Genomic DNA, 21,786 nt, shown 5'->3' with positions numbered 1-21,786 from the left:
CTCAGGACCCCGCGGGAAGGACACGGATCTCGTACGGCTCGGGCAGCACCTTGCCCCACCACTTGGCGTAGATGCGGTCGTAGGTGCCGTCCTCGGCCATGCCCATCAGCGCGGTGTTGACCTCGTCGCGGAGGGCGGCGTCGCCCTGGCGGAACCCCATGGCGAGCGGTCCCTGCGCGATCCCCGGGCTGACGATCTTGACCTGCTCGCCCGCCTTGTCGGCGGCCGACTTCAGGCCGGTGAGGATGCCGACGGTGGTGCTGACGGCGTCGGCGTCGCCGCGCAGCAGTGACTGCAGCGCCGTGGGCCAGGACTGGAAGCTGAGGATCTTCGCGCCCGGCGCCTTCTCCCTCAGCACGCTCTCTTCCGTCGAGCCCTGGACCAGCGCCACCGTCTTGCCGTCGAGCTGGTCGACGCTGGAGATCTTGGAGTCGCCGCGCACCATCAGGCGCTGGTCGTCCTCGAAGTACGGCTCGGAGAAGTCGACCGCCCTGTCACGCGCCCGAGTCGCGATCATGGTCGCGGTGATCACGTCGATCTTCCCGCTGTCCAGGTTGGCCACCCGGTTCTTCGGGTTGACCTCGACGAACTTCGGCCTGACCTTCAGCCGCTTGGCGACCTCCGTGACGAGGTCGATCTCGAAGCCTTCCGGCTCGGTTTCGCCCTGCCCGATCGACCCGAACGGCGGGGTGTCGAACTTGACTCCGAACACGATCTCCCCGCGTTTCCTGATCTTCTCCATCGAGTTGACTCCGGTCCCGCCCTTGGTCTCCGCCACCGGGGACAGCCCCGCCCTCGGGCGGTCACCGCAGGCGGTGAGCAGGAGCAGCGCGAGCGCCAGGCACACGACCCCTTTCATCCGTACAGGCACCTCTCTGTCAGATATGTGAGACCCGGCGCAGAAACTCCTGGGCCCTCTCGGTCGACGGGCTGGCGAAGAAGTCCTCGGGCGCGGCGCACTCCACGACGCGACCGCCGTCCATGAACACGACCCGGTCGGCCACCTTGCGCGCGAAACCCATCTCGTGCGTGACCACGACCATGGTCATCCCGCTGCCGGCCAGGTCGACCATGACCTCCAGGACCTCCTGGATCATCTCCGGGTCCAGGGCGCTGGTCGGCTCGTCGAACAGCATGATCGCCGGGTCCATGGCCAGCGCGCGGGCGATGGCCACCCGCTGCTGTTGCCCGCCGGAGAGCTGCGTGGGCAGGCTGTCCGCCTTCTCCGGCATCCCCACCCGTTCCAGCAGGTCCATCGCCCGGCGGCGGGCCACGTCCTTGGAGACCTTCTTCACCCTGACGGGGGCGAGCATGATGTTCTGCGCCACCGTCATGTGCGGGTAGAGGTTGAAGTGCTGGAAGACGAAGCCCACTCCGCTCCGCAGCTCGTTCAGGTTCGTGGCCTTGTTGTGCGGATCGCGGCCGTTGACCACGATCGTGCCGCCGGAGACGTCCTCCAGGGCGTTGATGCAGCGCAGCAGCGTGCTCTTGCCCGAGCCTGACGGGCCGAGCAGAACCACCACCTCGCCCTCGGCGACCGACAGGTCGATGCCGTTCAGCACCTCAAGGTCGCCGTACGACTTCTGTACGCCGGTGAACTCAATGATCGGCATCCGGCTCAGGCCCTCCGCGCGTGTCGTGTCCGGTAGGTCCGGGCATGCCCCAGGTGAGCAGCCGCTCGACGATGGGGGCGGTCTCTTCGGTGAGGAAGCGGCCGGCCTCGTCCAGCAATCGATCCATGTGGGCGCGCATCGCCTCCTCCGCCGCGTCCGCCCGCCCCGCGGCGATCGCGTCGGCGATCCGCTGGTGCTCGATCACCGTGACCTCGCCGGAACGGTGCGAGTCGAGCACGACGTCCAGGGCCGCCTCCAGGCGGTCGAGCGCCGGATCGAGGACGACGTCGAGCATGGCCTTCACGATCGGATTGCGGGTGCACCTGGCCACCCGGCGATGAAAGGTCAGCGCGATGTCCCGCGGCACTTCGTGAACGTCGGCGAAATGCCTGCCGTGCCGCTCGACCAGCCGGGTGAGCGCCTCCGCCGAGGAGCCGTTGTCCTGGGCGAGCGCCGCTTCCCTGGCCGCCTCGGGCTCCACCGTCCGCCGCGCACGCAGCAGGTTGATCAGCCCTTCAGAGGTACGTACCTGCGTGCCTTCCAGGAACCGGGTCGCGGTGGTGCGCCCGCGCAGCACCGCGGCGACGTGCTGGCGGCCGGACGAGGTGAGCATCCGGCCCTTGGTCCCCGCAGCCACGGTGAGCCCGCGCCGGTCCAGCAGTCGCAGCCGCCGGGCGACCGTGGCCTCGCTGATCTCCAGGTCGGTGTCCAGCTTCAGCGCCTGCAGCACCTGCCGCGCGCCCAGCGGTTCCGGCGCTCCGGCGAGCACCTCGAGGATGGCGTCAGCCGAGCGTTCCTCCACCTTCACCACACCACTCCCACCGGCGGACCACCCACGAGCCCATGTCCGTTATGTCCCGTTTTGTACCTCTTTGCCGCGTTGGTACATCAGTCAAATCTGACAGACGTCCGTCATGGGTTACAGGCGTGATGCATTTAGGTAAAGGTAAGGTTACGGCTGGCCTGGCGTGGGTTCCCGGCGACGGTCAGGCGGGAGCGGGGCGACGAACGGCGCCGGCGATTCCGACGTGGCTGCCCCGGCATGAGAGAGCACACCACCCGGTCCACCCGACCGGCACCAGGCCCTTCACATCGCCAGGACTTTGGCCTTGGCGTGCTCGTACTCCTCCGCGGTGAGTTCACCATGGTTCTTGAGATCGGCCAGACGAGTGAGTTCGTCGGCCTGTCCGGTCGTCCGCCCCAGGCGGCGTTCGACGGCTTCGTAGTAGCGGGACTCGCGTCCGGCCCTCACCGCGAGTTCTCTCTCGCCCATCCCCTTGCCGCGAGCGATCAGGTACACAAGGGCGCCCAGCAACGGCAGCACGATGACGAAGATCGACCAGCCCGCCTTGCCCCAGCCACTCAGCCTGTCGTCGCGGAAGATGTCGATGATGATCTGGAAGAGCAGCATCAGCCACAGGACCCAGAGGAAGAACCACATCATCGTGAGGAAGATATTGAGCAACGGATAATCATCCATTGGCCCTCGCCCCTTCCACCTAGCCTGTCCGGCGTTTCTGGATACGTCACCGGAGAGCCATAGGATGAAAGCAGTCTACGAAAACCCTCCCACCGCGAGCAAACCGCCAATCAAGAAAACGCGCGAAATGGCACGAGATTTTAGGATGGATCACCTCGACTTTTTCTCCGGCAGCCGCGGGAGATTACTGCGGTCGCATCAGGTCGAGGTCCTCGCCCCATGCGTCCAGCACCGCGCCGTGCCCGGCGTGCCGGGCCGCCGCCTCGACCTGGGCGAAGAGGCGGCGCTGCACGAGCACATCACCCGTTGCCGAGATGCGGTCGGCGGCGTCCAGCAACCTGCCGGTGTCCCAGCCCGGCAGCGGATGCCGGGTGAGCTCCCACTCCAGGTACTTGTTGTAGGGGCGGGGGCGGCGGTCCATGGCGAAGAGCAGTTCCAGCAGGAACCTGACGCTGTCGGCGGCGTCGAGCCGGGCGGCCAGCGCGTGTCCGTCGCGGTCGTTCTTGACGGATCGGTAAAGGGAGTTGGCGTACGCGTCGAGCCATTCGCCGCAGTCGCGGAACGCTTCGTCGGCGCCGAGCCGCGCCTTGGCCGCCACGATCCGGGCGATGCCTCCGTCGAGGCGGTCGAGCACGATCCTGGCGCGGGCGAGGGCGTAGCGCTCGAAGCCGGGCATGCCGACCGTACGGAACTCGGCGAGGGAGACGATGACGAGGTCGAGTTCGGGGCTGCGGTGGCCCGCGAACCGGGTGAGATCCGTGGTGGCGCCGTCGGCGAGGACGACGTACAGGTCGTGGTCGGAGTGCTCGGTAGTCATGCCGTCGTGGGCGTGGGAGCCCTTGAGCACGAGGCCGACGACGGCGGGGTCGGCTGCTGCGCGTTCGACGAACGCCTGGTAACTCGAGGGCATCGTGAGCTCCGATGAGACGCGTACGCGGGCGACTGGTCACAGCCGTGCAGATCGGGTCTATGGGGTCAAAGCAGGTGAGGTGCGATTGTGCCAGGTGGACTTCGCCGGGGGGCCTTCGTCTGACGGGACGAGGCATTTGACCGGCATCCGTCCACGCGCGGGTCCCGGCCGGCTGTCCGAGCCGGGGCCCTCGGAGCCAGGTCGGGTTCGTACTCTTCCGGGTCCTTCAGCCAATCCGGGCCACAGCGCGGAGGAAACAGTGCTAATCCTTCTCCCCACAGAGGGTCAGACCCGTGGAAAATCCTTAGTCGGGCCATTGTTGCCGGGCCCGCCCGAGCGCACCGAGGCGGAATGCAATCACCTCGTGATCGTGCGTCACAATTTCGGTCATCACGAATCACCGGCCGCATGAAACTTTCACCGCACCCCACGGCCATAATGGCGCTTTCCACCTTCCCCACCTGGTCACGCGCCGATTTCCAAGAAACCCACTGATACGAAAGCATCCGGCCGACGAATACCGGACGCGCGTTTCAGGGAGACACGACCAATGGCGACGTCACGGGGAGAATTCATGGGCGACCTCTTCGGCATGCTCAAAAACCGGGTCGACGACAACGCGAGGAGGGTGGTGGACGCCTGCGTCGGCGAGCTCGCCGGTTTCCAGGCGATCGAGCCGAGAGCGCGGGCGTCGATGATGGAGTTCGCGGTCGTCGTACGGCAGCGGACGGCCGACCTGGCCGCCTCCGGCGAGCCGCTGCTGGACAGCGACCTGGCCTTCATCGAGTCGGTCGGCGAGCAGCGCGGCATGCAGGGCGTGGCTCCGGGATGCCAGCGCGGCGCGCTCGCGCTGCACGCGGCCTTCACCATGCGAGAGATCTCCGAGGCGGCCGGGCCCGGCGACCTGACCGACACGATGCGCATGATCGACTGGCTGGCCCAGCAGGGCGCGACGGCGCAGGCGGCCTACACCCGCGGCTACTTCCGGGGATACGAGCGTTTCCTGCCGACCGCCTCGCGCGTCCACCTGCTGGCCACCATGGTGCTGCACGACGACCCCATGGCCGGCGGGCTGGCCGGCAGCCTCGGAGTGCCGCTGGCCGAGCACTACCTGGTCACGGTGGTCCGGGTGGCCACGGCGCCGCCGAAGGAGTGCAGGGAGGAGGTCGTGTGCACCCTGCTGCAGCGGCATCGCGTGCCGTTCGGATGGCAGGAGCCGGACGAGTTCGTGGCGCTCGTGCCGTACCACGGGGCGCGGCCGGAGCACCGGGCGGCCGCGGAGGGCTCAGGACTGGCGCTGGCGCGGGCGGTCGCGGAGGGCGTGGGACGGCCGTGCTCCGTCGGCATCGCCCACGGGCGCCGCCGCGCGCTCGTCCAGGCGGCCGCGCTGGCGCGGAAGGTCAGCCGGGTGGCGCCGATCGAGCGGGTGCCGCGCCGGTCGTACGGGGTGGCCGACGTGTTCGCGGAGCTCGGCGCGGTGGAGACGCCGCAGGTGGACCAGTGGTTACGGGAGACCGCGCAGCGGCTCGGCGACGGGCCGGAACTGGTGCCCACGCTGGACGCCTACTACCGCAACGACATGAACCGCCTGCGTACCGCCGAATCCCTGCACATCCATCCCCGCACCCTCGACTACCGGCTGCGGCGGGTGCGGGAGCTGGTGGGGATCGAGCCGGGCTCCACGCACGGCGTACGGGTGCTGAGCACCACCGTCACGCGGATGCTGGCGGGCGCGTGGACCGAGCACGGCCTGGCCTGACCGCGCCCGAGCCCTTTGACATCAGTGACAACCGTCCCCCGGCGGCCGCGGCGGAGATTTACGAGAAGTGACGATGACCGGCGCTCCTGGCTTGGCGAAAGTAGCACTGACAAGGCTCGGCCGGCCGCCAGGAAACCCAGCGAGAGGTTCGATCACATGGCTGTACATGCGAGAAGAACGCTCATCGGCGTGCTGGCCGCGATCGCGGCGCTGCTGTTCTCTGTCGCGCTCCACACGGGTTCGGCCGCCGCGGCGCCCGAACGCGGGTTCACCGACCAGTCGACCGAGCTTTCTGACGCCCAGGGCAAGGGCGGCGCCGGGCTGGCCGCCACCTACTCGTGCTCCCGCAGCGTCCCCATCCCCGCGTACTACGTCGACATCGACTGCTCGGTGTTCAGCGGGGCGATCAGGGTCGTGGTGATCTGCTCCGACGGTTACCAGTTCGCCAGCCCGATCATCTTCGCCGGCTACCGGTTCACCGGGCGCGGCACGTGCGGGCCGCCGTGGACCGTACGGACCACGAACGTCGAACAGGTGTTCTGACCGGAACATCCGTCACCGGAGCCACCCGGGATCGCCGGGTGGCTCTTTCAGCCTTCCGGATAGAAGAGGAACAACGTGCAGCCCGTCACCGTCTGCGGAACGTGCGAGGACCCCGCGGGGGCGTGGATGAAGGAGCCGGCCGGGTAGTCCCGGTCGCCGTCGTTGAAGACGCCGGAGACCACGAAGACCTCCTCGGGGCCGGGTTCGTGGACGTCGATCCCCTGCCAGCAGGTGTTCGCGTCCATCTCCAGCACGCAGGCCTTCGCGCCGTTGTCCCCGGTCCACAACATCCGCGCCCGGATGCCCGGGAAAAGCTCGCGAACCGGAGCGTCCTGGACGGCTGCCCACGCATAGGCGGAGGCGCTCTGTTCTGTCGTCATAGGGCCAGCCTGGCGGCCGGTCATGGCCCTCGCCGAGTGTCAGAAAAGACATCATGCGGTACTTTTACGCCATGCATCGGGTAACGGCGCTGATCCGCCCGCCGCAGTCCACTTTCGAGCTCGGCTGCGCGGCCCAGGTGTTCGGCATCGAGCGGCCAGGGCTCCCGAAGCGCTACACCTTCAGCGTGTGCACCGAGCGTCCTGGCCCGGTCGCGACCCATGCCGGCTACGACATGCTCGTGACCGACGGGCTGGACGCGCTCGACCGTGCCGACACCGTGATCGTCCCGGGCTGGCTGCCCGCCGATGTCCCGCCCGCGCCCGCGGTCGTTCATGCACTGCGCCGGGCGCACTCCCGCGGAACGCGGGTGGTCAGCATCTGCTCCGGCGCCTTCGCGCTGGCGCACGCCGGCCTGCTGGACGGGCGGCGGGCGACCACACACTGGGCGCTGGCGGACAAGCTCGCCACGCGTTTCCCCGAGGTGCGAGTCGACCCGGATGTGCTGTACGTCGACCATGGCGACGTGGCGACCAGCGCAGGCGCCGGGGCCGGCATCGACCTGTGCATGCACCTGGTCCGCAACGACCAGGGCGCCTGGTACGCCGCGCACATCGCACGGACCATGGTCATGCCGCCGCACCGCGAGGGCGGGCAGTTGCAGTACGCGGCGCCGCCGCACCCCGTCCAGATCGACGGCACGCTCGCGCCGTTGCTGGAGTGGGTCGCCGGAAGGCTCGGCGAAGCGGTCACCATCGAGAGCATGGCCGCGCACGCGGGCCTGTCGACGCGCACGCTCACCCGGCGGTTCGTCGATCAGCTCGGCACCAGCCCGGGGCAGTGGCTGCTCGCCCAGCGGATCGCCACCGCCCGGGGCCTGCTGGAGTCGTCCGACCTCCCGCTGGACGCCGTCGCCCGCCGCGTCGGTCTCTCTTCGGCCACCAACCTCCGCAGGCGTTTCCTCAACGCCCTGGGCACGACGCCCGGCGCCTATCGCCGGGCGTTCCGGGCCGGACCGCGATGACGCGGCGATCTCACTTGCTCCTGCCGGATTTCACGACGAGCCGTTGCGGACCGTTGACGTTGTTGGCGCTGCCGCGTGTCGAATTGTTGGACCGGTAGGAATCGATCACGTTGGAGAAGTTGCCGCTGTTGACCGACCGGCCCTTGCTCCAGTAATTTCCCGCCTTCTTGGCATTTCCCCGGGGCCGGATATTTCCGGTCTCCGCCGCGAAGGCCGAGGAATCCGCCACGAGCACCTGTTGCCCTGGAGAAGCCGGTGTGCCGGCCGCGAGCACCGCCAGCCCGCAACCGGCGATCAACAGTCCGGCCCTGCTCATATCGTTCGTCCTCCCGAAGGTCCGCGCGTGGTGCGTCATCGGCGCACCGAGTGGGTCTGGGCTCCGTTGGCCGCGTTGCCGCTGCTGGTCGCGTTGTTGCTGTCCGTGGATCCGTTCCCGTTCGCGAAGTTGCCGCTGTTGATGGGATCGCCTTCGTTGTGGTAATTCCCGCTGTTGGTGGAGTTGCCGCTGTTTTCAGCGCCGTTGATGCACTTCGTGGGCGAGTTGGACGAAGGAGAGTTGTAGGCGACCAGCCGGTTTCCGCAGAAGAAGCTGGGGACCATGGTGATGACCGTGCCCAGGTCGGCGCCGGCCAGCTGGGCCAGCTGGGACGGAGGCCGCGGTTCTGCCACCGAACTGACGGCGCCGGCCAGCACCACGCCGCAACCGGCCACCACGACCGCCGCCAGCCGCAACGCATTTCTCGCGAAAAATCTCACAAACGCCTCCGGTTTCGGGCCAGGAACTTCCCGTCGCCGCCGAGCGTAGAGTCACCCGCAAAAAGCGAACAACGGCGTCGGCACCCTGCCGGAGTTTCCGTGAAAGCCGGCTACACAAAATTTACCGGTGGAAAAGTCGCCGCGACGCGCGGGGAGACCTCGGTGCTGGGGATGATCACACCGGTCCGGCGTCGGCCGCGCCTGCCGCGAGCAGCCTCTCCGCCAGCTCGCGGCAGCGCCCGACGAGCTCCGGAGGGTAGAGCACCTCGAAGGCGTGCCCGAGCAGGAGCACGTGCATGAGCACGAAGTCGAGGTTGCCGCCGCCGCTGAGCACCTCGCACCGCCCGGCTCCGCACGGTCGCACCACGGCCGCCGACGGCGGGACCTGCGCGCGCACCGTGTCGGCCGGGGCGTGCACGAGAAAGCGTGCCTGGTGCGGGTAGACCCGGCTCGCCACGCTCTCCTGCACGTACGCCGCCGCGTCGGGCGCCGCGCGAGGGCTGAAGCGCCAGGTCCTGGCCGTCACGCCGGCCATCCGGTCGACGCGGAAGCTGCGCCAGCCGTCGCGGTCGAGGTCGTAGGCGAGGAGGTACCAGCGCCGGTCGGAGGCGACGAGGCGGTAGGGCTCGACCCGCCGCCGACGCACCTCGCCGCCTGACGGGTAGTCGAAGCCGGCCTCGACCTCGTCGCGGCAGGCTCGGGCCAGCGTCATGAGCATCTCGGGGTCGACCGGCGTGCGACCCCCGCCGAACGACTCGACCGAGCCGGAAAGGGCGCGGACCTCGTGCCGCAGCCGGGCGGGAAGCACCCGGTCGAGCTTGCTCAGCGCCCCCAGTGCGGCGTCGCCGGCTCCGGCGACAGCGCCGCCCGCGCCGGCCAGCAGCGAGACCGCGATGGCGATGGCCTCCTGGTCGTCGAGAAGGAGCGGCGGCAGGTCCTGCCCGCGGCCGAGGCGGTAGCCGCCACCGACGCCCTGGGTGGCGTGCACCGGATAGCCGAGGGTGCGAAGCCGCTCGACGTCGCGGCGTACCGTGCGCGGCGTGACCCCCAGCCGGCCGGCGAGCTCGGGACCGGTCCAGAGCTGGCGCTGTTGCAGCAGCCCGAGCAGGGTGAGCACCCGCTCGGTCGTCCCCCGCTCGTCACCGTTCGCCACGTCCATGACGTCCAGCCTGCCAGATAGCGGACCGATACTGTCCGCTAGTGCAGCGACAGTGAATCCATGGACACACGAACACCCGACTGGAACCGCTCCCTGCGCGAGCAGGCGGAGTGGCACTGGAATCACCACCTCAGGCCGAGGCTCGACGGCCTCACCGACGAGGAATATCTCTGGTCACCGGTTCCCGACGCCTGGAGCGTGCGGCCGCGCGGGACCTCGACGGCGCCCGTGCAGGCCGGCGCCGGGGATCTCACGATCGACTACGCCTTTCCCGAGCCGTCCCCCTCGCCTTTCACCACGATCGCCTGGCGGCTCGGCCACGTCATCGTCGGCGTGCTCGCCATGCGCAACGCGGCGCACTTCGGCGCGCCGCCCGCGTCGTACGAGACCTGGGAGTACGCGGGCGACGCGGCCACCGCGCTCGACCAGCTCGAGACCCAGCTCGACGTCTGGCTGGCCGGGGTGCGCGGCCTCGGCGAGGACGGGCTCCTGGTCCCGGTCGGCGAGAAGGAGCCCTACCCGGACGCGCCCATGGCGGATCTGGTGTTGCACATCCACCGTGAGCTGATCCACCACATGTCCGAGGTGTGCCTGCTGCGCGACCTCTACCTGCACACGAAAGCCGCGAACGGAGCAGCCCGATGAGCCGCGAGATCCAGGTCACCTTCGACGCCCACGACCCGAAGGCCCTGTCCACCTTCTGGCGGGACGCGCTCGGTTACGTCCACCCCGGACCGCCCGGGGTGGACCTGCCCGAGGGCGCCGACCCGCTGGCCGCGTGGGAGGACTTCCTGGAGCGCGCCGGCGTGCCCGAGGACCAGCGCAACGTGGCGTCGGCCGTCGAGGACCCGGACGGGCGGGGCCCACGCCTGTTCTTCCAGCGGGTGCCGGAGGACAAGGTGGCCAAGAACCGTGTCCACCTCGACGTCCGCGCGGCTCCCGGGCTGGAGGGAGACGAGCGGATGGCGGCGCTGGAGTCCGAGTGCGACCGGCTCGTCGCGTTGGGCGCGACGCGTGTCCGCCGCCACGAACCCGACCAGCAGATGAGCGCCGGATTCATCGTGATGACCGACCCCGAGGGCAACGAGTTCTGTCTGGACTGACCGCCCCCGCGGGAACGGGGGCGGCACGTCAGTCGAGAAGGGTCAGGCCGAGCAGGCCCGCCAGGCGGCTCAGCTGCGGCTGAGCGTTGCGGATGACGGTTGAGCCGCCGGAGGCGAAGGACTGCAGAATCCGTACGGCCGACACGTCGGCGAAGGAGAGGTCGCTGACGTCGATGATCAGGTGATCGTCGATGTAGCGGGCCTCGGTCAGCGTGCGCAGGACCTCTCCGCTGTTGCTGGAGTCGATCTCACCGATGAGACGGATCACGGAAGGCCCGGCGTTGACGGTGCAGGTGACCTGCAGGATGTGGTCCACGTACAACAGGTGCTCCGGCGTGGGCGGAGGCGCTGACAAGACCATGTCGCCCTCGTCGGCGCACGAGGTCTCGACAGTCGTGTGGCGGTCTCGGCGCACGTGCCGAGCCGCGTTCGCAGGGCGACGCGATCCGTAAGCCGGTCGCGGCTTGACGCTGTGCCTCGCGTGCGACATCGCATCCCCTCTGATCATCATGGGCGTCGAGCCTGGGCGGGCGGACACCTCTACGCTAAACTAGTAAGCAGAATACCGGAATAGCTTTTCTGCAATCAAACTTCGTGCAACGAGGTGCAGATCATCGTATGCTGCTGGTCAGCTCGACACCGGGAGGAGCCGTACAGGGATGGTAAAGGAAGGCGCACGCCGCGCAGCGTGGACGTTCCTGACCAACCATGCGCGGGTGCTCCTGGCGATCGCCGTCGACCCGCAGGTGAGGGTCCGTGACATCGCCGCATCGATCGGCATCACCGAGCGCGCGGCCCAGAGCATCGTCTCCGACCTGGAGGAGTCCGGCTACATCCAGCGCAACAGGGTCGGCCGCCGCAACCACTACCACATCGAGCCCGGCCTGAGCTTCCGCCACCACACGGAGGCCGACATGCCCGTTCAGGTGCTGATCGACATCTTCACCCACCGCGATCTCCCCGATGGCGGCACGCCCTCCCTCAAGGAGCAGGGCCAGGCCCGCTAGCCGCTGGACACGGGCGACGCCGATCTGTCACCATTCATCCATGATCGTGAGAAAGGACGACGCCACCCGCATCCGGTGAGCGTCCACGTGCAGCGGGAAGCTGCCGCAATCCGCGAAGCATGGCTGGGCCGGGCGTTGTCGACGCGGCCCGCCGACCGTCCGGCCGCAGAGGCCGCCATCTCGGGGCTCTACCGACTGATCGGCCTGCCCCCACCCCGTTTCCACTGGGTCTCGTCGCCCGCCAAGGGCCTGGCGACCGTGCCGCCGGGGACCCGCGCCTGGGAGAGCATCGACCGCCTGGCCGAGTGGCCCGTGCCCGGACGGCTGTCCACGCTGGCGAGCACGCTGCGCCACGAGCTCGACGCACGGGTCAGACCGCGTCGGCAGCCGCTCGACCAGATCGTCCGCCGTACGACGTTCTTTCCCCTACAGCGGTCCGTCACCAGCACCCTCGTCCCGGCGCTGAACGCGGCGCACGAGTCGCGGGCGCTCCGGCGCGTCTGGTACGACACGCTGTACGTCTCCTGGATCGCCGAGTACGACGCGCTGCGCCGTGCCGCCGGCGCGGTCTTCACCGGCGAGCAGCGGCGCCACCTCGGCCTGTGGACCGCCGCGACCACGTCGTGCGGCTGGTGGTGGCCCAGGGAGGACACGTGCGTGGTCTCCGAGCGTCCCGCCGCCCTGCACACCGAGGTGTGCGGCGAGAACGGCGAGGTCCGGCCGCACCACGCGGACGGCCCCGCCGTGCGGTACGCGGACGGCTGGGACCTGCACGCCTGGCACGGCATGCCGGTGCCCGCCTGGGTGATCACGGATCCGAACGTGCGGCGGATCGCGGACGAGCCGAACGTGGAGGTCAGGCGGTGCGCGATCGAGCACATGGGCTGGGCCGCGTACGTCGGCCAGGCCGGGCTACGGCTCGTCGCCACCGCGCCCGACCCCGGCAACCCGGGCTGCGAGCTGCGGCTCTACGACATGCGAGGGGGAACGAGGGTGCTCCTCGCCGTCAACGGATCCGTCGAACGCGACGGCCACCGGCGCCGCTACGGGCTCACCGTGCCGGCCTTCGACGACCCGATCGCCGCCGCCGGCTGGACCTACGGGCTGTCCGCCGAGCACTACTCCCTGCTCCAGCGCAGAACCTGAGGTGATGACCATGAACGTGACTCTTGCTTCCCTGACCCGGCGGACCGGTCTCACCGTGCTCGACCACCTCGAGCAGTCGGTCCGCATCCCCGTCGTCGACGGCCTCCAGGCCCAGGGCGACCTCATCGTCATCCCGCTCGCGATGGTCGCCGGCTCCGTCGAGGCCCGGCACCAGGCCGAGTGGGAGCCCGTGCCGTCGGCGGGCGTCGAGCTGCTGCGCGGCGAGGCCGGCGGCAACCCGCACACGCTCGTCGCCGACCCCGGCCCGTGCCTCTGGACGAATCAGGTGATGGACTCCGACCGGCTGGCGATCGGCATGTTCCAGGCGCACGCCACCGTCTACCTGCTGCACCCCGAGCATGGAGGCACGGGGTGCGCGCCGGGCACGTACGTGGTGCGGCGGCAGCGCGAGCGCGAAGGCCCCAGGATGCGCCTCGTCGCCGACTGACTCCGACCTCAGGCGCGCAGCCCGTGAACGTCCGCGAGGAGCTCGGCCGAGCGCATCCAGGCCTTCCTGTCGACCGCGGAGAACGCGACGATCAGCTCGTCGGCCTGGGCGTGCTCGGCGAAGCGGGCGACGTACGCCTCGACCTCGGCCGGGTTGCCGACGGCGGAGTATTTGGCCATCTGCACGATCTGCTGCCCGGCCGGCGACTCCAGGATCATGTCGGCCTCCTCCTGCGTGAACGTGCGCCCCCGGCCGAGGAACCGGGTGACCCTGAGCCGCTTGGAGGCCAGGAACTGCTCCTCGGCCTCCTCCGTCGTCTCGGCGGCGATCACGTTGAGCGCCGCGATGACGTGCGGCCGGTCGAGCTGCGCCGATGGCTTGAAGTCGCGCCGGTAGACGGCCACGGCCTCCTCCAGCGCGTTGGGCGCGAAGTGCGAGGCGAACGCGTACGGCAGGCCGAGCGCCGCCGCGAGCTGGGCGCCGAACAGGGAGGAGCCGAGGATGTAGAGCGGCACGTCGGTGCCCTTGCCGGGCGTGGCCTCGACGCCGGGGATGCGGGACTCGCCCGTCAGGTAGCCCTGGAGTTCGAGCACGTCCTGCGGGAACGAGTCGGCGGAGGCCGGGCTGCGGCGCAAGGCCCGAAAGGTCTGCTGGTCGCTGCCCGGCGCCCGCCCGAGGCCGAGGTCGATGCGCCCGGGGTGCAGGGTCTCCAGGGTGCCGAACTGCTCGGCGATGGTCAGCGGCGCGTGGTTGGGGAGCATGACGCCGCCCGCGCCGAGGCGGATGGTGCTGGTGTGCGCGGCGACGTGGGCGATCAGCACGCTGGTCGCCGAGGAGGCGATGCTCGGCATGTTGTGGTGCTCGGCGTACCAGATGCGCTTGTAGCCGAGCTCTTCCGCGCGCTGGGCGAGCGCCACGCTCGCGGTGAAGCTGTCGCGCGCCGTCTCGCCCTCGCCGATGTGCGCAAGATCAAGTATGGACAGCGGCAGAGCCATGGGTACGCGCCTTTCGAGGAGTGCGGATGGCTCTGTGCAACATCGTCCGGGGCGCGGATATTTCGCCGGGCCCCGGACGGGGCCCGGCAAATGATCAGGAGGCGGTGCAGGTGAGGGTGGAGGGCGTGCCGTTCTGGCCGCTGTGAGCGGCGAGGAAGCCGAACGTGGTGCTGCCGCCCGCCGGCACGGTGCCGTTCCAGCCGAGGTTGGTGACGGAGACGGAGCCGCCGCCGCCGGACAGGGTGCCGTTCCAGAGTTGCGAGATCGTCTGCCCGTTGGGGAACGTCCAGCCGACCTGCCAGCCGCCGATCGGGGACGAGCCGGTGTTGGTGACGGTGACCTCGCCCTGGAAGCCGCCCTGCCACTCGTTCGTCACCTTGTACGTCGCGGTGCACCCGCCGGGGCCCCCAGTGGGTGTCACAGTGGGTGTCACGGTGGGTGTCACGGTCGGCGTGACCGTGGGCGAGGGCGCGGCCATGGCCAGGTCGTACGCCCGCTGCGGCACGAACTGCCCGGCGGCCGCGATGCACCCGTCGGCCTCGCCGGGCGGCTTGACCCACAGGTAGGCGGCGATCGCCGAGTCACCCGTGTCCGTGGTGCTCCAGATGCCCGTCGCGCGTCCGGGCGGATCGCACCACTCGCTGCCGGAAGGGCCGTTGCCGTTGCGGCTGGTGTCGATGACCGCCTTCAGCCCGGACACGCCGGTCGCCGCGAGCACGTTCTTCGCGTACGACACCAGGCCGGGCGTGGAGCGGTAGTTGGAGGTGTTGACCGCGATGCCGTCGGCGCTGCCGGCCACGTCGGCGCCGTTCAGCCTGGTCGCGGCCTCCGAGGCGGACAGCCAGGCGTCGTGCCCGATGTCGAAGTAGACCTCGGCCTGCGACGACGCGGCCTTGAACTTCTTGCCCGCGTACGCCATGGAGGCCTGGACCTGGGCCTGCTCGGAGTTGTTCATGCAGTTGGACATGATGGCCAGCGCGTCGGGCTCCAGCACGATGGTGGCCGCCCGGCCGCCGATGCCGGCGGCGATCTGGTCGATCCAGCCCCGGTAGGCGGAGTGGTCGGGGGCGCCGCCCGCGCTGGGGCCGCCGCAGTCGCGGTTCGGCATGGCGTAGACGACCATGATGGGGTTCTTGCCCGCCGCCGCTGCCGCGCCGACGTACGCGTCGACCTGGCCGCGCACGGTCGAGGGGTTGTACGTGGCGAACCACCTGCCCTGCGGCACGGCGGCGATCCGGTCCCTGATCACGGGGGTACGGCTGTCGCCCGGGTTCTCGGCCACCCATTCGGCGGCGTTCGTCTGGGGGTCCACGTAGAAAGCGGAGTCGGCGGCCCTGGCTGTGGACGAGGAGAGGACGACCGCCCCCGCGGCGACCGTGGCGGCCGCGGCGAGGAGCACCCCCAGGAGGGGCTTCCTGCGAGACATGGGTTTTACTCCGTCCGTCATGTGGGAGCGCTCCCACCGGCACCCCGAATGTAGGGAGCCATCACCGCCCGCACCAAGACATCGGATCGGTCATCACACCATCGCCCCAGGCCAGAGCCGCCTCGGGAGCTGAAACTTTCAGCCGGCCAGGCACGCCTCGAAGACCGCGGTGAGGCGGTCGACGTCGGCCGGCGTGGGCTCCTGCGGGCCGAGGCGGCGCCGGGTGGCGCCGATGCCGAGGAAGACCGCGGTGGCCATGCGGGCCCTGACCTGCGCGTCGGGGCCGTCGAGACGCTCGGCGATGGGATTGAGCACGGCGGTGATGAGGCGCTCACGGGCCACGGCCCGCACCTCGGGGTGTGCCGCGGAACGTTCGAGCGCCCGCAGGATCGGGCTGTCCGGCGGTCGCCGCATGCGCTCGGCGGCGTATTCGGCCAGCCTGCGCGGCAGGGCCTCCGCGTCCCCCTCGAACAACGTGTTGAGCGTCGGCTCGCCCTGCAGGACAGCGTGGAAGAGCCCCGCCTTGGAGCCGAAATAGCGGCCCACCAGGGCGACGTTGGCCTCGGCCGCCGCGGCGATCATGCGTACGGTCACCGTCTCGTAGCCCTGCTCGCCGAACAGGGTGCGGGCCGCCTGCAGGATGCGCTCGCGCGTGGCCTCCCGGTCGCGCGGCCTGGCTCCCGCCTCCGTTGCCTGGCCGTCCATACCAGGACTCTAGTCGGCGGCGCGCGACCGCCGACCCACTTGCCGCGCGGCTAGTAAACGGGCGTATACTCCACTGAGTCACGACTGTTTCAGGGGGGATGTGGTGTCTTGGTAGCCCAGGCACATGCCGCGACCCCCACGAAGCGGCAGTACACCCACCGCGAAATCCTCGAGATCATGTCCGGGCTGATGCTCGCGATGCTCACGTCGATGATCTCGACATCCGTGGTGGGCACCGCGCTGCCGACGATCGTGGGGGAACTCGGCGGGCAGGATCAGTACTCGTGGGTCGCGAGCGCGACCATGCTGACGATGACGGTCTCCACGCCGTTGTGGGGCAAACTGTCCGACCTGTTCGGGCGCAAGCTGCTCTTCCAGACCGCTCTGGGGTTGTTCGTCGCCGCGTCGGTCGTCGCCGGGATGTCGCAGGACATGGGGCAGCTCATCGCGGCGCGCGCCGTGCAGGGCCTGGGCGTCGGCGGCCTGTCGGCCCTTTCCCAGGTGATCCTCGGTGACATCGTCTCGCCCCGCGAGCGCGGCCGCTACTCCGGCTACATGGGGGCGGTCTTCGGCATCTCCACGGTCGCGGGCCCGCTGCTCGGCGGGTTCATCGTGGACGCCGACTGGCTGGGCTGGCGCTGGTGCTTCTACGTCGTCGTGCCGTTCGCCATCGTGTCCTTCCTGGTGATCCAGAAGGTGCTGAAACTTCCGGTCGTCAAGCGGGAGACCTCGATCGACATCTGGGGCGCGACGACCATCACCGCCAGCGCGAGCGCCCTCATGCTGCTGCTGACGCTCGGCGGCAACGAGTTCGAGTGGAACTCGGTCTGGACCTACTTCCTCGCCGCGATCGCCCTGCTCATGCTGGCACTCGCCGTGTTGTCCGAGCGGACCGCCCGCGACCCCATCCTTCCGCCGCGGTTGTTCCGCAACCGTACGTTCGTGCTCACCAGCCTCGCCTCGCTGTTCGTCGGCATGGCGATGTTCGGCGCGATGATCTACCTGCCGCAGTACCTGCAGATCGTCAAAGGGCTCAGCCCGACCGACTCGGGTCTGATGACGCTGCCCATGGTGGCGGCGCTGTTCGTCTCCGGCGTGATCTCCGGGAAGATCGTCACCAAGACCGGCCGGTGGAAGCTCTTTCCGGTCGCGGGCCTGCTGGTGGTGGCCGTCGGGCTGCTCCTGCTGTCCAGGCTGCACGTCGACTCCAGCGAGTGGCTCATCGGGTTCGACGTCGCGGTGCTGGGCACCGGGCTCGGCATGTCCATGCAGATGCTCATCCTGGCCGCCCAGAACGGCTCGGAGCCGCGCGACATGGCCTCCACCACGTCGGGCGTGTCGTTCTTCCGCTCGCTGGGCGGCGCCGTCGGCGTGGCCGCGTTCGGCGCGATCCTGACCAACCGGCTCAAGGACGAGATGGCCGAGATGCTCAGGGCCGCGAACGTCGCGCTGCCCGGCGGCTCCGACGTCAAGCTCGGCAGCCCCGACGCCATCCAGCGGCTGCCCGAGCCGATCAAGCACATCGTGCTGGAGTCGTTCACCCGCGGCCTGGAGACCGTGTTCATGGTGGGCGTGCCCATCGCCCTGATCGGGTTCGTGGCCACGATCTTCCTCAAGGAGCTGCCGCTGCGCGGGTCGACCATGGCGGCGCCGCCCGAGCCCAAGCCGCTCGGCAAGGACGACCTGGTGCTGGCCGGGCTGCTGCTGGAGCTCGTGGCCCAGCGCATCGAGCGGACGAACGGCGAGCGCTCCGCGCTGCTCACCGCGGTCGCGAGGATGGCGCCGCCCGACGGCCGCTCCGAGCGGGAGCGGGCCAGGTCGGTCGCCCAGGACGTGTTGCGACCCACCTCGCGCGCCCTGATCGCGCAGGCCGCGCCACCGGAGAAGGACCTTGTCACGGGAGGAATCTCGCAATGATTCGCAAGTTTGTCGGCGCCGTCACGGCCGCCCTGGCCACCCTGGCCGGGTTGTGGCTGATGATCGCGCCTTTCGCCCTCGGCACCCAGCCGGAGGCCGGCGACTGGACGGACGCCACCCGTTCCGAGTTCTTCACCGGCATCGGCGTGGCCGTCGTGGGCCTGGCGGGCGCGATCGCGTTCGTGCTGGCCATCCACGCGGACCTGGTGGCGCGCGGCCTGGTGGAGGTGAAGCAGCGCGCCCCCGAGCCGGCGCCCGAGCCGGTGCCGGCCCCCGCGCCGCAGGCGTCGTCCGCGGAGCTGGCCACCCTGCTCGCCCCGCTCGTCGAGGCGCTGCGCGAGGACCTGAACAACACCCCTCGCCCGAACGGCAAGGGCTCCCTGGTCGGAGTGGAGGAGAACCGGTGAAGGCCAAGCTGGGCGTATCCGCCCTCGTCCTGCTGTTCCTCGGCGGCCTGTGGCTCGTCGCGGCCCCGTTCGTCGTCGGCTACCAGCCCCGCGGCGCGGCCTACGCGGACGCGACCGTCAACGACCTGTGGCTCGGCGGCTCGATCGCCGCGCTCGCGTTCGTGTCCCTCGTGATCTACGCGGCCGACGCGCTGCGCGAGCTCACCCGCCGCGGCAAGCACGCCGACACCTGACGAGACCAGCCGTGTTCGGCAGTGGCACGGACCCTCACGGGGAGCCGTTGGAAGGCCGGCTCCCCGCAGGGCGGTTCGAGATCGGCAAGGACGGCGCCGGCCTTCTCGTCGTGGGATACGACGGATCCGACCCGAGCCGCAACGCGCTCGCGTACGCGGCCGGGCTCGCCAGGAGAGACGACGCCGCGCTGGTCGTCGCCTTCGTGGAGTCGCTCTACAGCCCGTCACTGTGGTTCCTCTACGGGTCGCCCGTCATCCCCGACGCGGCGGCCGACCTGACCGAGGACCTCAGGGACGAGCTGAAGGGCGCGGGCGTCCCCTGGCGGTTCGTCAGCGTCCGCGGTGACGCGGCGCGGGAGCTGGAGACGCTGGCCGGCGCCTACAGGGCCGACGCCATCGTGGTGGGCCGCTCGCGCTCCCGCCTTGGCGGCTCGGTGGCGGCCAAGCTGGCCAAACGGGCTCGCCGTACGGTGCTGATCGTCCCCTGACCTGCTCCGACGTCGCATATGGTGGCCAGATGAAACGTACTGCCGCCATGGCGTTCGTGGTGCTCGCGTCCGTTTCCTGTGGGGCTCAGGAGCGGGGCGCCTCGCCCACGACCTCCGTTCCCGTCCCCCCTGCGTCCGATCCGCCACACGAGACGTCCAGGCCCGTGGCCGTCACGCCCGAGCCGACGGGCCCGCCGCCGTTCAGCGCCAAGGTCTCGCGGGTCACCCGCGACCGCCTGCCGTACTCCTGGAAGGCCGGCTGCCCGGTCTCCTACCGCGACCTGCGGCTGGTCACGCTGACGTACTGGGGATTCGACGACAAGCCGCACACCGGGGAGCTGGTGGTGCGCAAGACGGTCACCGACGACATCGTGACGGTCTTCGAGAAGCTGTACGACGAGCGCTGGCCGATCCGGAAGATGGAGCTGGTCGACGCGTACAAGGCGGACGACTACGACTCGATCGACGCCGACAACACCTCGGCCTTCAACTGCCGCCGGGCCACCGGATCGAGCAATTGGTCCAATCACGCCTACGGCGCAGCGATAGACATCAATCCCCGCGAGAACCCATATGTCACCGCCAGTGGCAACACCGCACACCAGAATGCGAAAAAGTTCACCCAGCGCCCAACTAAGGGTAAAGGTGTGATAAATCCTGGTGACAAGGTCGTCAAGGCGTTCGCCCGGGTCGGCTGGGAGTGGGGCGGCTACTGGTCGGGCACCAAGGACTACCAGCATTTCTCCAAGGGCGGAGGCTGAGCATCACGCCATGACGGCCAGAGACGGCGACGGCTGGACCGAATGCGGCCTGGGGCACCGCCACTGGGGCATCCACGGCGCGTCAGGACTTCTCATCGTCCACCATGACGACCGCGGCGTCCCGCACGTGCTCATGCAGAAACGCGCCGTGTGGAGCCACCACGGCGGCACGTGGGGCCTGCCGGGCGGAGCCCGGGACAGCCACGAGGACGCCGTCACCAGCGCGCTGCGCGAGGCCCACGAGGAGGCCGCGCTCGCCGGCGACGCGCTCCGCGTGCAGGGCGTCTACCTCGACGACCACGGCGGGTGGGCGTTCGAGACGGTGATCGCCGAGTCGGCCGAGCTGCTGGCCGCGGCGCCCGCCAACGCCGAGAGCGACGAGCTGCGCTGGCTGCCGCTGCCCGAGATCACCGGCAGAAACCTCCATCCGGGCTTCGCCGCGACCTGGGGTGAGGTGCAGGCGGCGATCAAGCCCGAGATCATCGTCCTCGACGTGGCCAACATCGTCGGCGCGCGGGCCGAGCACGGCTGGTGGAACGACCGGCTCGGCGCCGCGACCCGCCTGCTCCAGGACGTCTCCCGGCACCGGCTGGCGCATCCGGTGCTGGCCCAGTGGTTCCCCAGGATGGTGGCGGTCGTCGAGGGCGCGGCGAGGAACGCGCCGGACGTGCCGGGCATCCAGGTGGTCGCGGCCACCGGCAGCGGCGACGACGCGATCGTCGACGTCGTGCGCAGGGCCAGGCCGTGGGAGCGCGTGGTCGTCGTCACCGCCGACCGGGGGCTGAAGGAGCGGGTCGGCGCGCTGGGCGCCGAGACCATGGGCCCGAAGTGGCTGCTGGCCCAGCTCGGCACGTAGACCCCGCCAGCGGCCCGGCACGCCGGCCGTCCGCGCACGCGACACCGCGGACGCCGGCCCTGAGGCGCATCAGCCGTCGGCGCACTGTGGACGCCGGCTCTGAGCCGTGTCAGCCGTCGGCGGACGCGACGCTGTCGAAGGCGGCCTTGAGCCGCGTCACGTCGAGCACCCGCTGCAGCACGCCGTGCACCCCGACGAGCCGTAACGACCCCGCGTGCTCGGCCACCCGGCGCCGGTGCTCCACCAGCGCCCACAGGCCGCTGGAGTCACAGAACTCGAGCCTGGAGGTGTCGATGACGACCTGCACGAAGCCCTCGGTGTAGAGCTTGACCAACCACTCCTTGAGCAGCGGCGCCGTGAGCTTGTCGAGGTCGCCGTCGAGCCGCACCAGCGCGCGACACGGCCCCCGCTCCACCTCGACGTCTAGATCCGCCACCTCCTGAACGTACACCCCTGCCACCACAGCCGCTATCGTGGGTTCCGCACAGGAGGGTTCGCATAGTGGACGAGTGCAGCCGCCTTGAAAGCGGCCAGGTCAGCGATGGCCTCGTGGGTTCGAATCCCACACCCTCCGCCATGTGATGTCTCAGGACATCGGAAACCCTCGAACCTACGGGTTCGGGGGTTTCGTCGTGTTGGGGTTTGCCTGGGGTTGGTAGTCACGGGTGGGGT

At 69.9% G+C, this 21,786-nt stretch carries 28 protein-coding genes and 1 tRNA gene; 15 read left to right on the top strand and 14 right to left on the bottom strand.

Annotated features, from left to right (window positions below; translation table 11 throughout):
* Nucleotide 1: 1 nt before the first annotated feature.
* From ACZ6SA_RS34050 to ACZ6SA_RS34030, 5 genes are all read right to left on the bottom strand, one after another.
* Nucleotides 2-859, bottom strand: a complete 858-nt coding sequence (locus ACZ6SA_RS34050; RefSeq protein ID WP_347645986.1) for a transporter substrate-binding domain-containing protein — start codon at nt 857-859, stop codon at nt 2-4.
* A 19-nt stretch (nt 860-878) separates the two neighbouring features.
* Nucleotides 879-1,613 carry an amino acid ABC transporter ATP-binding protein gene (locus ACZ6SA_RS34045; protein ID WP_443154376.1) on the bottom strand — a complete coding sequence of 245 codons (735 nt, stop codon included), beginning with the start codon at nt 1,611-1,613 and terminating at the stop codon, nt 879-881.
* Nucleotides 1,600-2,421, bottom strand: a complete 822-nt coding sequence (locus ACZ6SA_RS34040) for an FCD domain-containing protein (protein WP_347645985.1) — start codon at nt 2,419-2,421, stop codon at nt 1,600-1,602. The genes ACZ6SA_RS34045 and ACZ6SA_RS34040 overlap by 14 nt, the downstream gene beginning before the upstream one ends.
* A 279-nt stretch (nt 2,422-2,700) precedes the next feature.
* Nucleotides 2,701-3,093, bottom strand: coding sequence for an SHOCT domain-containing protein (locus ACZ6SA_RS34035; RefSeq protein WP_347645984.1), 393 nt, complete (start codon nt 3,091-3,093; stop codon nt 2,701-2,703).
* A 184-nt stretch (nt 3,094-3,277) separates the two neighbouring features.
* Complete coding sequence (locus tag ACZ6SA_RS34030) at nt 3,278-4,003, bottom strand: hypothetical protein (protein WP_347645983.1); 726 nt, start codon at nt 4,001-4,003, stop codon at nt 3,278-3,280.
* A 574-nt stretch (nt 4,004-4,577) separates the two neighbouring features.
* Here ACZ6SA_RS34030 and ACZ6SA_RS34025 point away from each other — a divergent pair.
* Nucleotides 4,578-5,762, top strand: coding sequence for a PucR family transcriptional regulator (locus ACZ6SA_RS34025; protein WP_465832819.1), 1,185 nt, complete (start codon nt 4,578-4,580; stop codon nt 5,760-5,762).
* Nucleotides 5,763-5,918: 156 nt separating this feature from the next.
* Entirely contained in the window at nt 5,919-6,305 is a 387-nt protein-coding gene (locus ACZ6SA_RS34020; protein WP_465832817.1) for a hypothetical protein, read from the top strand.
* A 47-nt stretch (nt 6,306-6,352) separates the two neighbouring features.
* On the opposite strand, the gene ACZ6SA_RS34015 is transcribed toward ACZ6SA_RS34020, so the two are convergent.
* Nucleotides 6,353-6,685, bottom strand: a complete 333-nt coding sequence (locus tag ACZ6SA_RS34015) for a cupin domain-containing protein (RefSeq protein WP_347645980.1) — start codon at nt 6,683-6,685, stop codon at nt 6,353-6,355.
* A gap of 71 nt (nt 6,686-6,756) precedes the next feature.
* On the opposite strand from ACZ6SA_RS34015, the gene ACZ6SA_RS34010 reads away from it, so the two are divergent.
* Nucleotides 6,757-7,707 carry a helix-turn-helix domain-containing protein gene (locus ACZ6SA_RS34010; protein WP_347645979.1) on the top strand — a complete coding sequence of 317 codons (951 nt, stop codon included), beginning with the start codon at nt 6,757-6,759 and terminating at the stop codon, nt 7,705-7,707.
* Nucleotides 7,708-7,717: 10 nt separating this feature from the next.
* Here ACZ6SA_RS34010 and ACZ6SA_RS34005 read toward each other — a convergent pair whose 3' ends face one another.
* From ACZ6SA_RS34005 to ACZ6SA_RS33995, 3 genes are all read right to left on the bottom strand, one after another.
* Nucleotides 7,718-8,023, bottom strand: a complete 306-nt coding sequence (locus ACZ6SA_RS34005; protein WP_347645978.1) for a hypothetical protein — start codon at nt 8,021-8,023, stop codon at nt 7,718-7,720.
* 35 nt (nt 8,024-8,058) lie between these two features.
* A complete protein-coding gene (locus tag ACZ6SA_RS34000) occupies nt 8,059-8,463 on the bottom strand; it encodes a hypothetical protein (protein WP_465832814.1) in 405 nt (134 codons plus the stop codon).
* 175 nt (nt 8,464-8,638) lie between these two features.
* Nucleotides 8,639-9,622 carry a helix-turn-helix transcriptional regulator gene (locus ACZ6SA_RS33995; protein WP_347645976.1) on the bottom strand — a complete coding sequence of 328 codons (984 nt, stop codon included), beginning with the start codon at nt 9,620-9,622 and terminating at the stop codon, nt 8,639-8,641.
* Between the two features lie 60 nt (nt 9,623-9,682).
* Between ACZ6SA_RS33995 and ACZ6SA_RS33990 the strand changes: the two genes are divergently transcribed.
* Nucleotides 9,683-10,267, top strand: coding sequence for a DinB family protein (locus tag ACZ6SA_RS33990; RefSeq protein ID WP_347645975.1), 585 nt, complete (start codon nt 9,683-9,685; stop codon nt 10,265-10,267).
* Nucleotides 10,264-10,725, top strand: coding sequence for a VOC family protein (locus ACZ6SA_RS33985; RefSeq protein WP_347645974.1), 462 nt, complete (start codon nt 10,264-10,266; stop codon nt 10,723-10,725). The genes ACZ6SA_RS33990 and ACZ6SA_RS33985 overlap by 4 nt, the downstream gene beginning before the upstream one ends.
* A 28-nt stretch (nt 10,726-10,753) precedes the next feature.
* Here ACZ6SA_RS33985 and ACZ6SA_RS33980 read toward each other — a convergent pair whose 3' ends face one another.
* Nucleotides 10,754-11,086 (bottom strand): STAS domain-containing protein, encoded by a 333-nt coding sequence (locus ACZ6SA_RS33980; RefSeq protein ID WP_347645973.1) that lies wholly within the window; start codon nt 11,084-11,086, stop codon nt 10,754-10,756.
* A gap of 298 nt (nt 11,087-11,384) precedes the next feature.
* Between ACZ6SA_RS33980 and ACZ6SA_RS33975 the strand changes: the two genes are divergently transcribed.
* From ACZ6SA_RS33975 to ACZ6SA_RS33965, 3 genes are all read left to right on the top strand, one after another.
* Nucleotides 11,385-11,732, top strand: a complete 348-nt coding sequence (locus ACZ6SA_RS33975; protein WP_465832811.1) for a helix-turn-helix transcriptional regulator — start codon at nt 11,385-11,387, stop codon at nt 11,730-11,732.
* An 87-nt stretch (nt 11,733-11,819) separates the two neighbouring features.
* Nucleotides 11,820-12,878, top strand: a complete 1,059-nt coding sequence (locus tag ACZ6SA_RS33970) for a DUF6745 domain-containing protein (RefSeq protein WP_347645971.1) — start codon at nt 11,820-11,822, stop codon at nt 12,876-12,878.
* A gap of 10 nt (nt 12,879-12,888) precedes the next feature.
* A complete protein-coding gene (locus ACZ6SA_RS33965) occupies nt 12,889-13,326 on the top strand; it encodes a hypothetical protein (protein WP_465832808.1) in 438 nt (145 codons plus the stop codon).
* A gap of 8 nt (nt 13,327-13,334) precedes the next feature.
* Here the strand turns inward: ACZ6SA_RS33965 and ACZ6SA_RS33960 are convergent, their stop codons facing one another.
* From ACZ6SA_RS33960 to ACZ6SA_RS33950, 3 genes are all read right to left on the bottom strand, one after another.
* Nucleotides 13,335-14,321, bottom strand: coding sequence for an LLM class flavin-dependent oxidoreductase (locus ACZ6SA_RS33960; RefSeq protein WP_347645969.1), 987 nt, complete (start codon nt 14,319-14,321; stop codon nt 13,335-13,337).
* Between the two features lie 94 nt (nt 14,322-14,415).
* Complete coding sequence (locus ACZ6SA_RS33955) at nt 14,416-15,747, bottom strand: glycoside hydrolase family 6 protein (RefSeq protein ID WP_465832806.1); 1,332 nt, start codon at nt 15,745-15,747, stop codon at nt 14,416-14,418.
* A gap of 138 nt (nt 15,748-15,885) precedes the next feature.
* A complete protein-coding gene (locus tag ACZ6SA_RS33950) occupies nt 15,886-16,452 on the bottom strand; it encodes a TetR/AcrR family transcriptional regulator (RefSeq protein ID WP_347645967.1) in 567 nt (188 codons plus the stop codon).
* 108 nt (nt 16,453-16,560) lie between these two features.
* Between ACZ6SA_RS33950 and ACZ6SA_RS33945 the strand changes: the two genes are divergently transcribed.
* The 6 genes from ACZ6SA_RS33945 to ACZ6SA_RS33920 are packed head-to-tail and all read left to right on the top strand — an operon-like array spanning nt 16,561 to nt 21,114.
* On the top strand, nt 16,561-18,369 hold the full coding sequence (locus tag ACZ6SA_RS33945) for an MDR family MFS transporter (RefSeq protein WP_465832803.1): 1,809 nt from the start codon (nt 16,561-16,563) through the stop codon (nt 18,367-18,369).
* Nucleotides 18,366-18,776: a hypothetical protein gene (locus ACZ6SA_RS33940; RefSeq protein ID WP_347645965.1), complete on the top strand. Its 411-nt coding sequence runs from the start codon at nt 18,366-18,368 to the stop codon at nt 18,774-18,776. The genes ACZ6SA_RS33945 and ACZ6SA_RS33940 overlap by 4 nt, the downstream gene beginning before the upstream one ends.
* Nucleotides 18,773-19,009, top strand: a complete 237-nt coding sequence (locus ACZ6SA_RS33935; protein WP_347645964.1) for a hypothetical protein — start codon at nt 18,773-18,775, stop codon at nt 19,007-19,009. Before ACZ6SA_RS33940 ends, ACZ6SA_RS33935 begins: the two co-directional genes overlap by 4 nt.
* 47 nt (nt 19,010-19,056) lie before the next feature.
* On the top strand, nt 19,057-19,497 hold the full coding sequence (locus ACZ6SA_RS33930) for a universal stress protein (RefSeq protein WP_465832801.1): 441 nt from the start codon (nt 19,057-19,059) through the stop codon (nt 19,495-19,497).
* Between the two features lie 29 nt (nt 19,498-19,526).
* Nucleotides 19,527-20,258, top strand: a complete 732-nt coding sequence (locus ACZ6SA_RS33925) for a M15 family metallopeptidase (protein ID WP_347645962.1) — start codon at nt 19,527-19,529, stop codon at nt 20,256-20,258.
* Between the two features lie 10 nt (nt 20,259-20,268).
* A complete protein-coding gene (locus ACZ6SA_RS33920) occupies nt 20,269-21,114 on the top strand; it encodes an NUDIX hydrolase (protein WP_347645961.1) in 846 nt (281 codons plus the stop codon).
* A 109-nt stretch (nt 21,115-21,223) separates the two neighbouring features.
* Here the strand turns inward: ACZ6SA_RS33920 and ACZ6SA_RS33915 are convergent, their stop codons facing one another.
* Nucleotides 21,224-21,550, bottom strand: coding sequence for an STAS domain-containing protein (locus ACZ6SA_RS33915; protein WP_443154396.1), 327 nt, complete (start codon nt 21,548-21,550; stop codon nt 21,224-21,226).
* Nucleotides 21,551-21,601: 51 nt separating this feature from the next.
* On the opposite strand from ACZ6SA_RS33915, the gene ACZ6SA_RS33910 reads away from it, so the two are divergent.
* Nucleotides 21,602-21,691, top strand: a tRNA-Ser gene (locus ACZ6SA_RS33910).
* Nucleotides 21,692-21,786: the final 95 nt, after the last annotated feature.

It is taken from the genome of Nonomuraea sp. NPDC049378, from assembly GCF_055586745.1.
The sequence above is the reverse complement of the archived record's forward strand: the minus strand, read 5'-3'. Positions and strand labels throughout refer to the sequence as shown.

Coding starts and splice junctions, on each gene's coding strand:
- ACZ6SA_RS34050 (WP_347645986.1), bottom strand. CDS start 859: ATGAAAGGGGTCGTGTGCCTGGCGCTCGCGCTGCTCCTGCTCACCGCC.
- ACZ6SA_RS34045 (WP_443154376.1), bottom strand. CDS start 1,613: ATGCCGATCATTGAGTTCACCGGCGTACAGAAGTCGTACGGCGACCTT.
- ACZ6SA_RS34035 (WP_347645984.1), bottom strand. CDS start 3,093: ATGGATGATTATCCGTTGCTCAATATCTTCCTCACGATGATGTGGTTC.
- ACZ6SA_RS34030 (WP_347645983.1), bottom strand. CDS start 4,003: ATGCCCTCGAGTTACCAGGCGTTCGTCGAACGCGCAGCAGCCGACCCC.
- ACZ6SA_RS34025 (WP_465832819.1), top strand. CDS start 4,578: ATGGGCGACCTCTTCGGCATGCTCAAAAACCGGGTCGACGACAACGCG.
- ACZ6SA_RS34020 (WP_465832817.1), top strand. CDS start 5,919: ATGGCTGTACATGCGAGAAGAACGCTCATCGGCGTGCTGGCCGCGATC.
- ACZ6SA_RS34015 (WP_347645980.1), bottom strand. CDS start 6,685: ATGACGACAGAACAGAGCGCCTCCGCCTATGCGTGGGCAGCCGTCCAG.
- ACZ6SA_RS34010 (WP_347645979.1), top strand. CDS start 6,757: ATGCATCGGGTAACGGCGCTGATCCGCCCGCCGCAGTCCACTTTCGAG.
- ACZ6SA_RS34005 (WP_347645978.1), bottom strand. CDS start 8,023: ATGAGCAGGGCCGGACTGTTGATCGCCGGTTGCGGGCTGGCGGTGCTC.
- ACZ6SA_RS33995 (WP_347645976.1), bottom strand. CDS start 9,622: ATGGACGTGGCGAACGGTGACGAGCGGGGGACGACCGAGCGGGTGCTC.
- ACZ6SA_RS33990 (WP_347645975.1), top strand. CDS start 9,683: ATGGACACACGAACACCCGACTGGAACCGCTCCCTGCGCGAGCAGGCG.
- ACZ6SA_RS33985 (WP_347645974.1), top strand. CDS start 10,264: ATGAGCCGCGAGATCCAGGTCACCTTCGACGCCCACGACCCGAAGGCC.
- ACZ6SA_RS33980 (WP_347645973.1), bottom strand. CDS start 11,086: ATGGTCTTGTCAGCGCCTCCGCCCACGCCGGAGCACCTGTTGTACGTG.
- ACZ6SA_RS33975 (WP_465832811.1), top strand. CDS start 11,385: ATGGTAAAGGAAGGCGCACGCCGCGCAGCGTGGACGTTCCTGACCAAC.
- ACZ6SA_RS33965 (WP_465832808.1), top strand. CDS start 12,889: ATGAACGTGACTCTTGCTTCCCTGACCCGGCGGACCGGTCTCACCGTG.
- ACZ6SA_RS33960 (WP_347645969.1), bottom strand. CDS start 14,321: ATGGCTCTGCCGCTGTCCATACTTGATCTTGCGCACATCGGCGAGGGC.
- ACZ6SA_RS33955 (WP_465832806.1), bottom strand. CDS start 15,747: ATGTCTCGCAGGAAGCCCCTCCTGGGGGTGCTCCTCGCCGCGGCCGCC.
- ACZ6SA_RS33950 (WP_347645967.1), bottom strand. CDS start 16,452: ATGGACGGCCAGGCAACGGAGGCGGGAGCCAGGCCGCGCGACCGGGAG.
- ACZ6SA_RS33940 (WP_347645965.1), top strand. CDS start 18,366: ATGATTCGCAAGTTTGTCGGCGCCGTCACGGCCGCCCTGGCCACCCTG.
- ACZ6SA_RS33925 (WP_347645962.1), top strand. CDS start 19,527: ATGAAACGTACTGCCGCCATGGCGTTCGTGGTGCTCGCGTCCGTTTCC.
- ACZ6SA_RS33920 (WP_347645961.1), top strand. CDS start 20,269: ATGACGGCCAGAGACGGCGACGGCTGGACCGAATGCGGCCTGGGGCAC.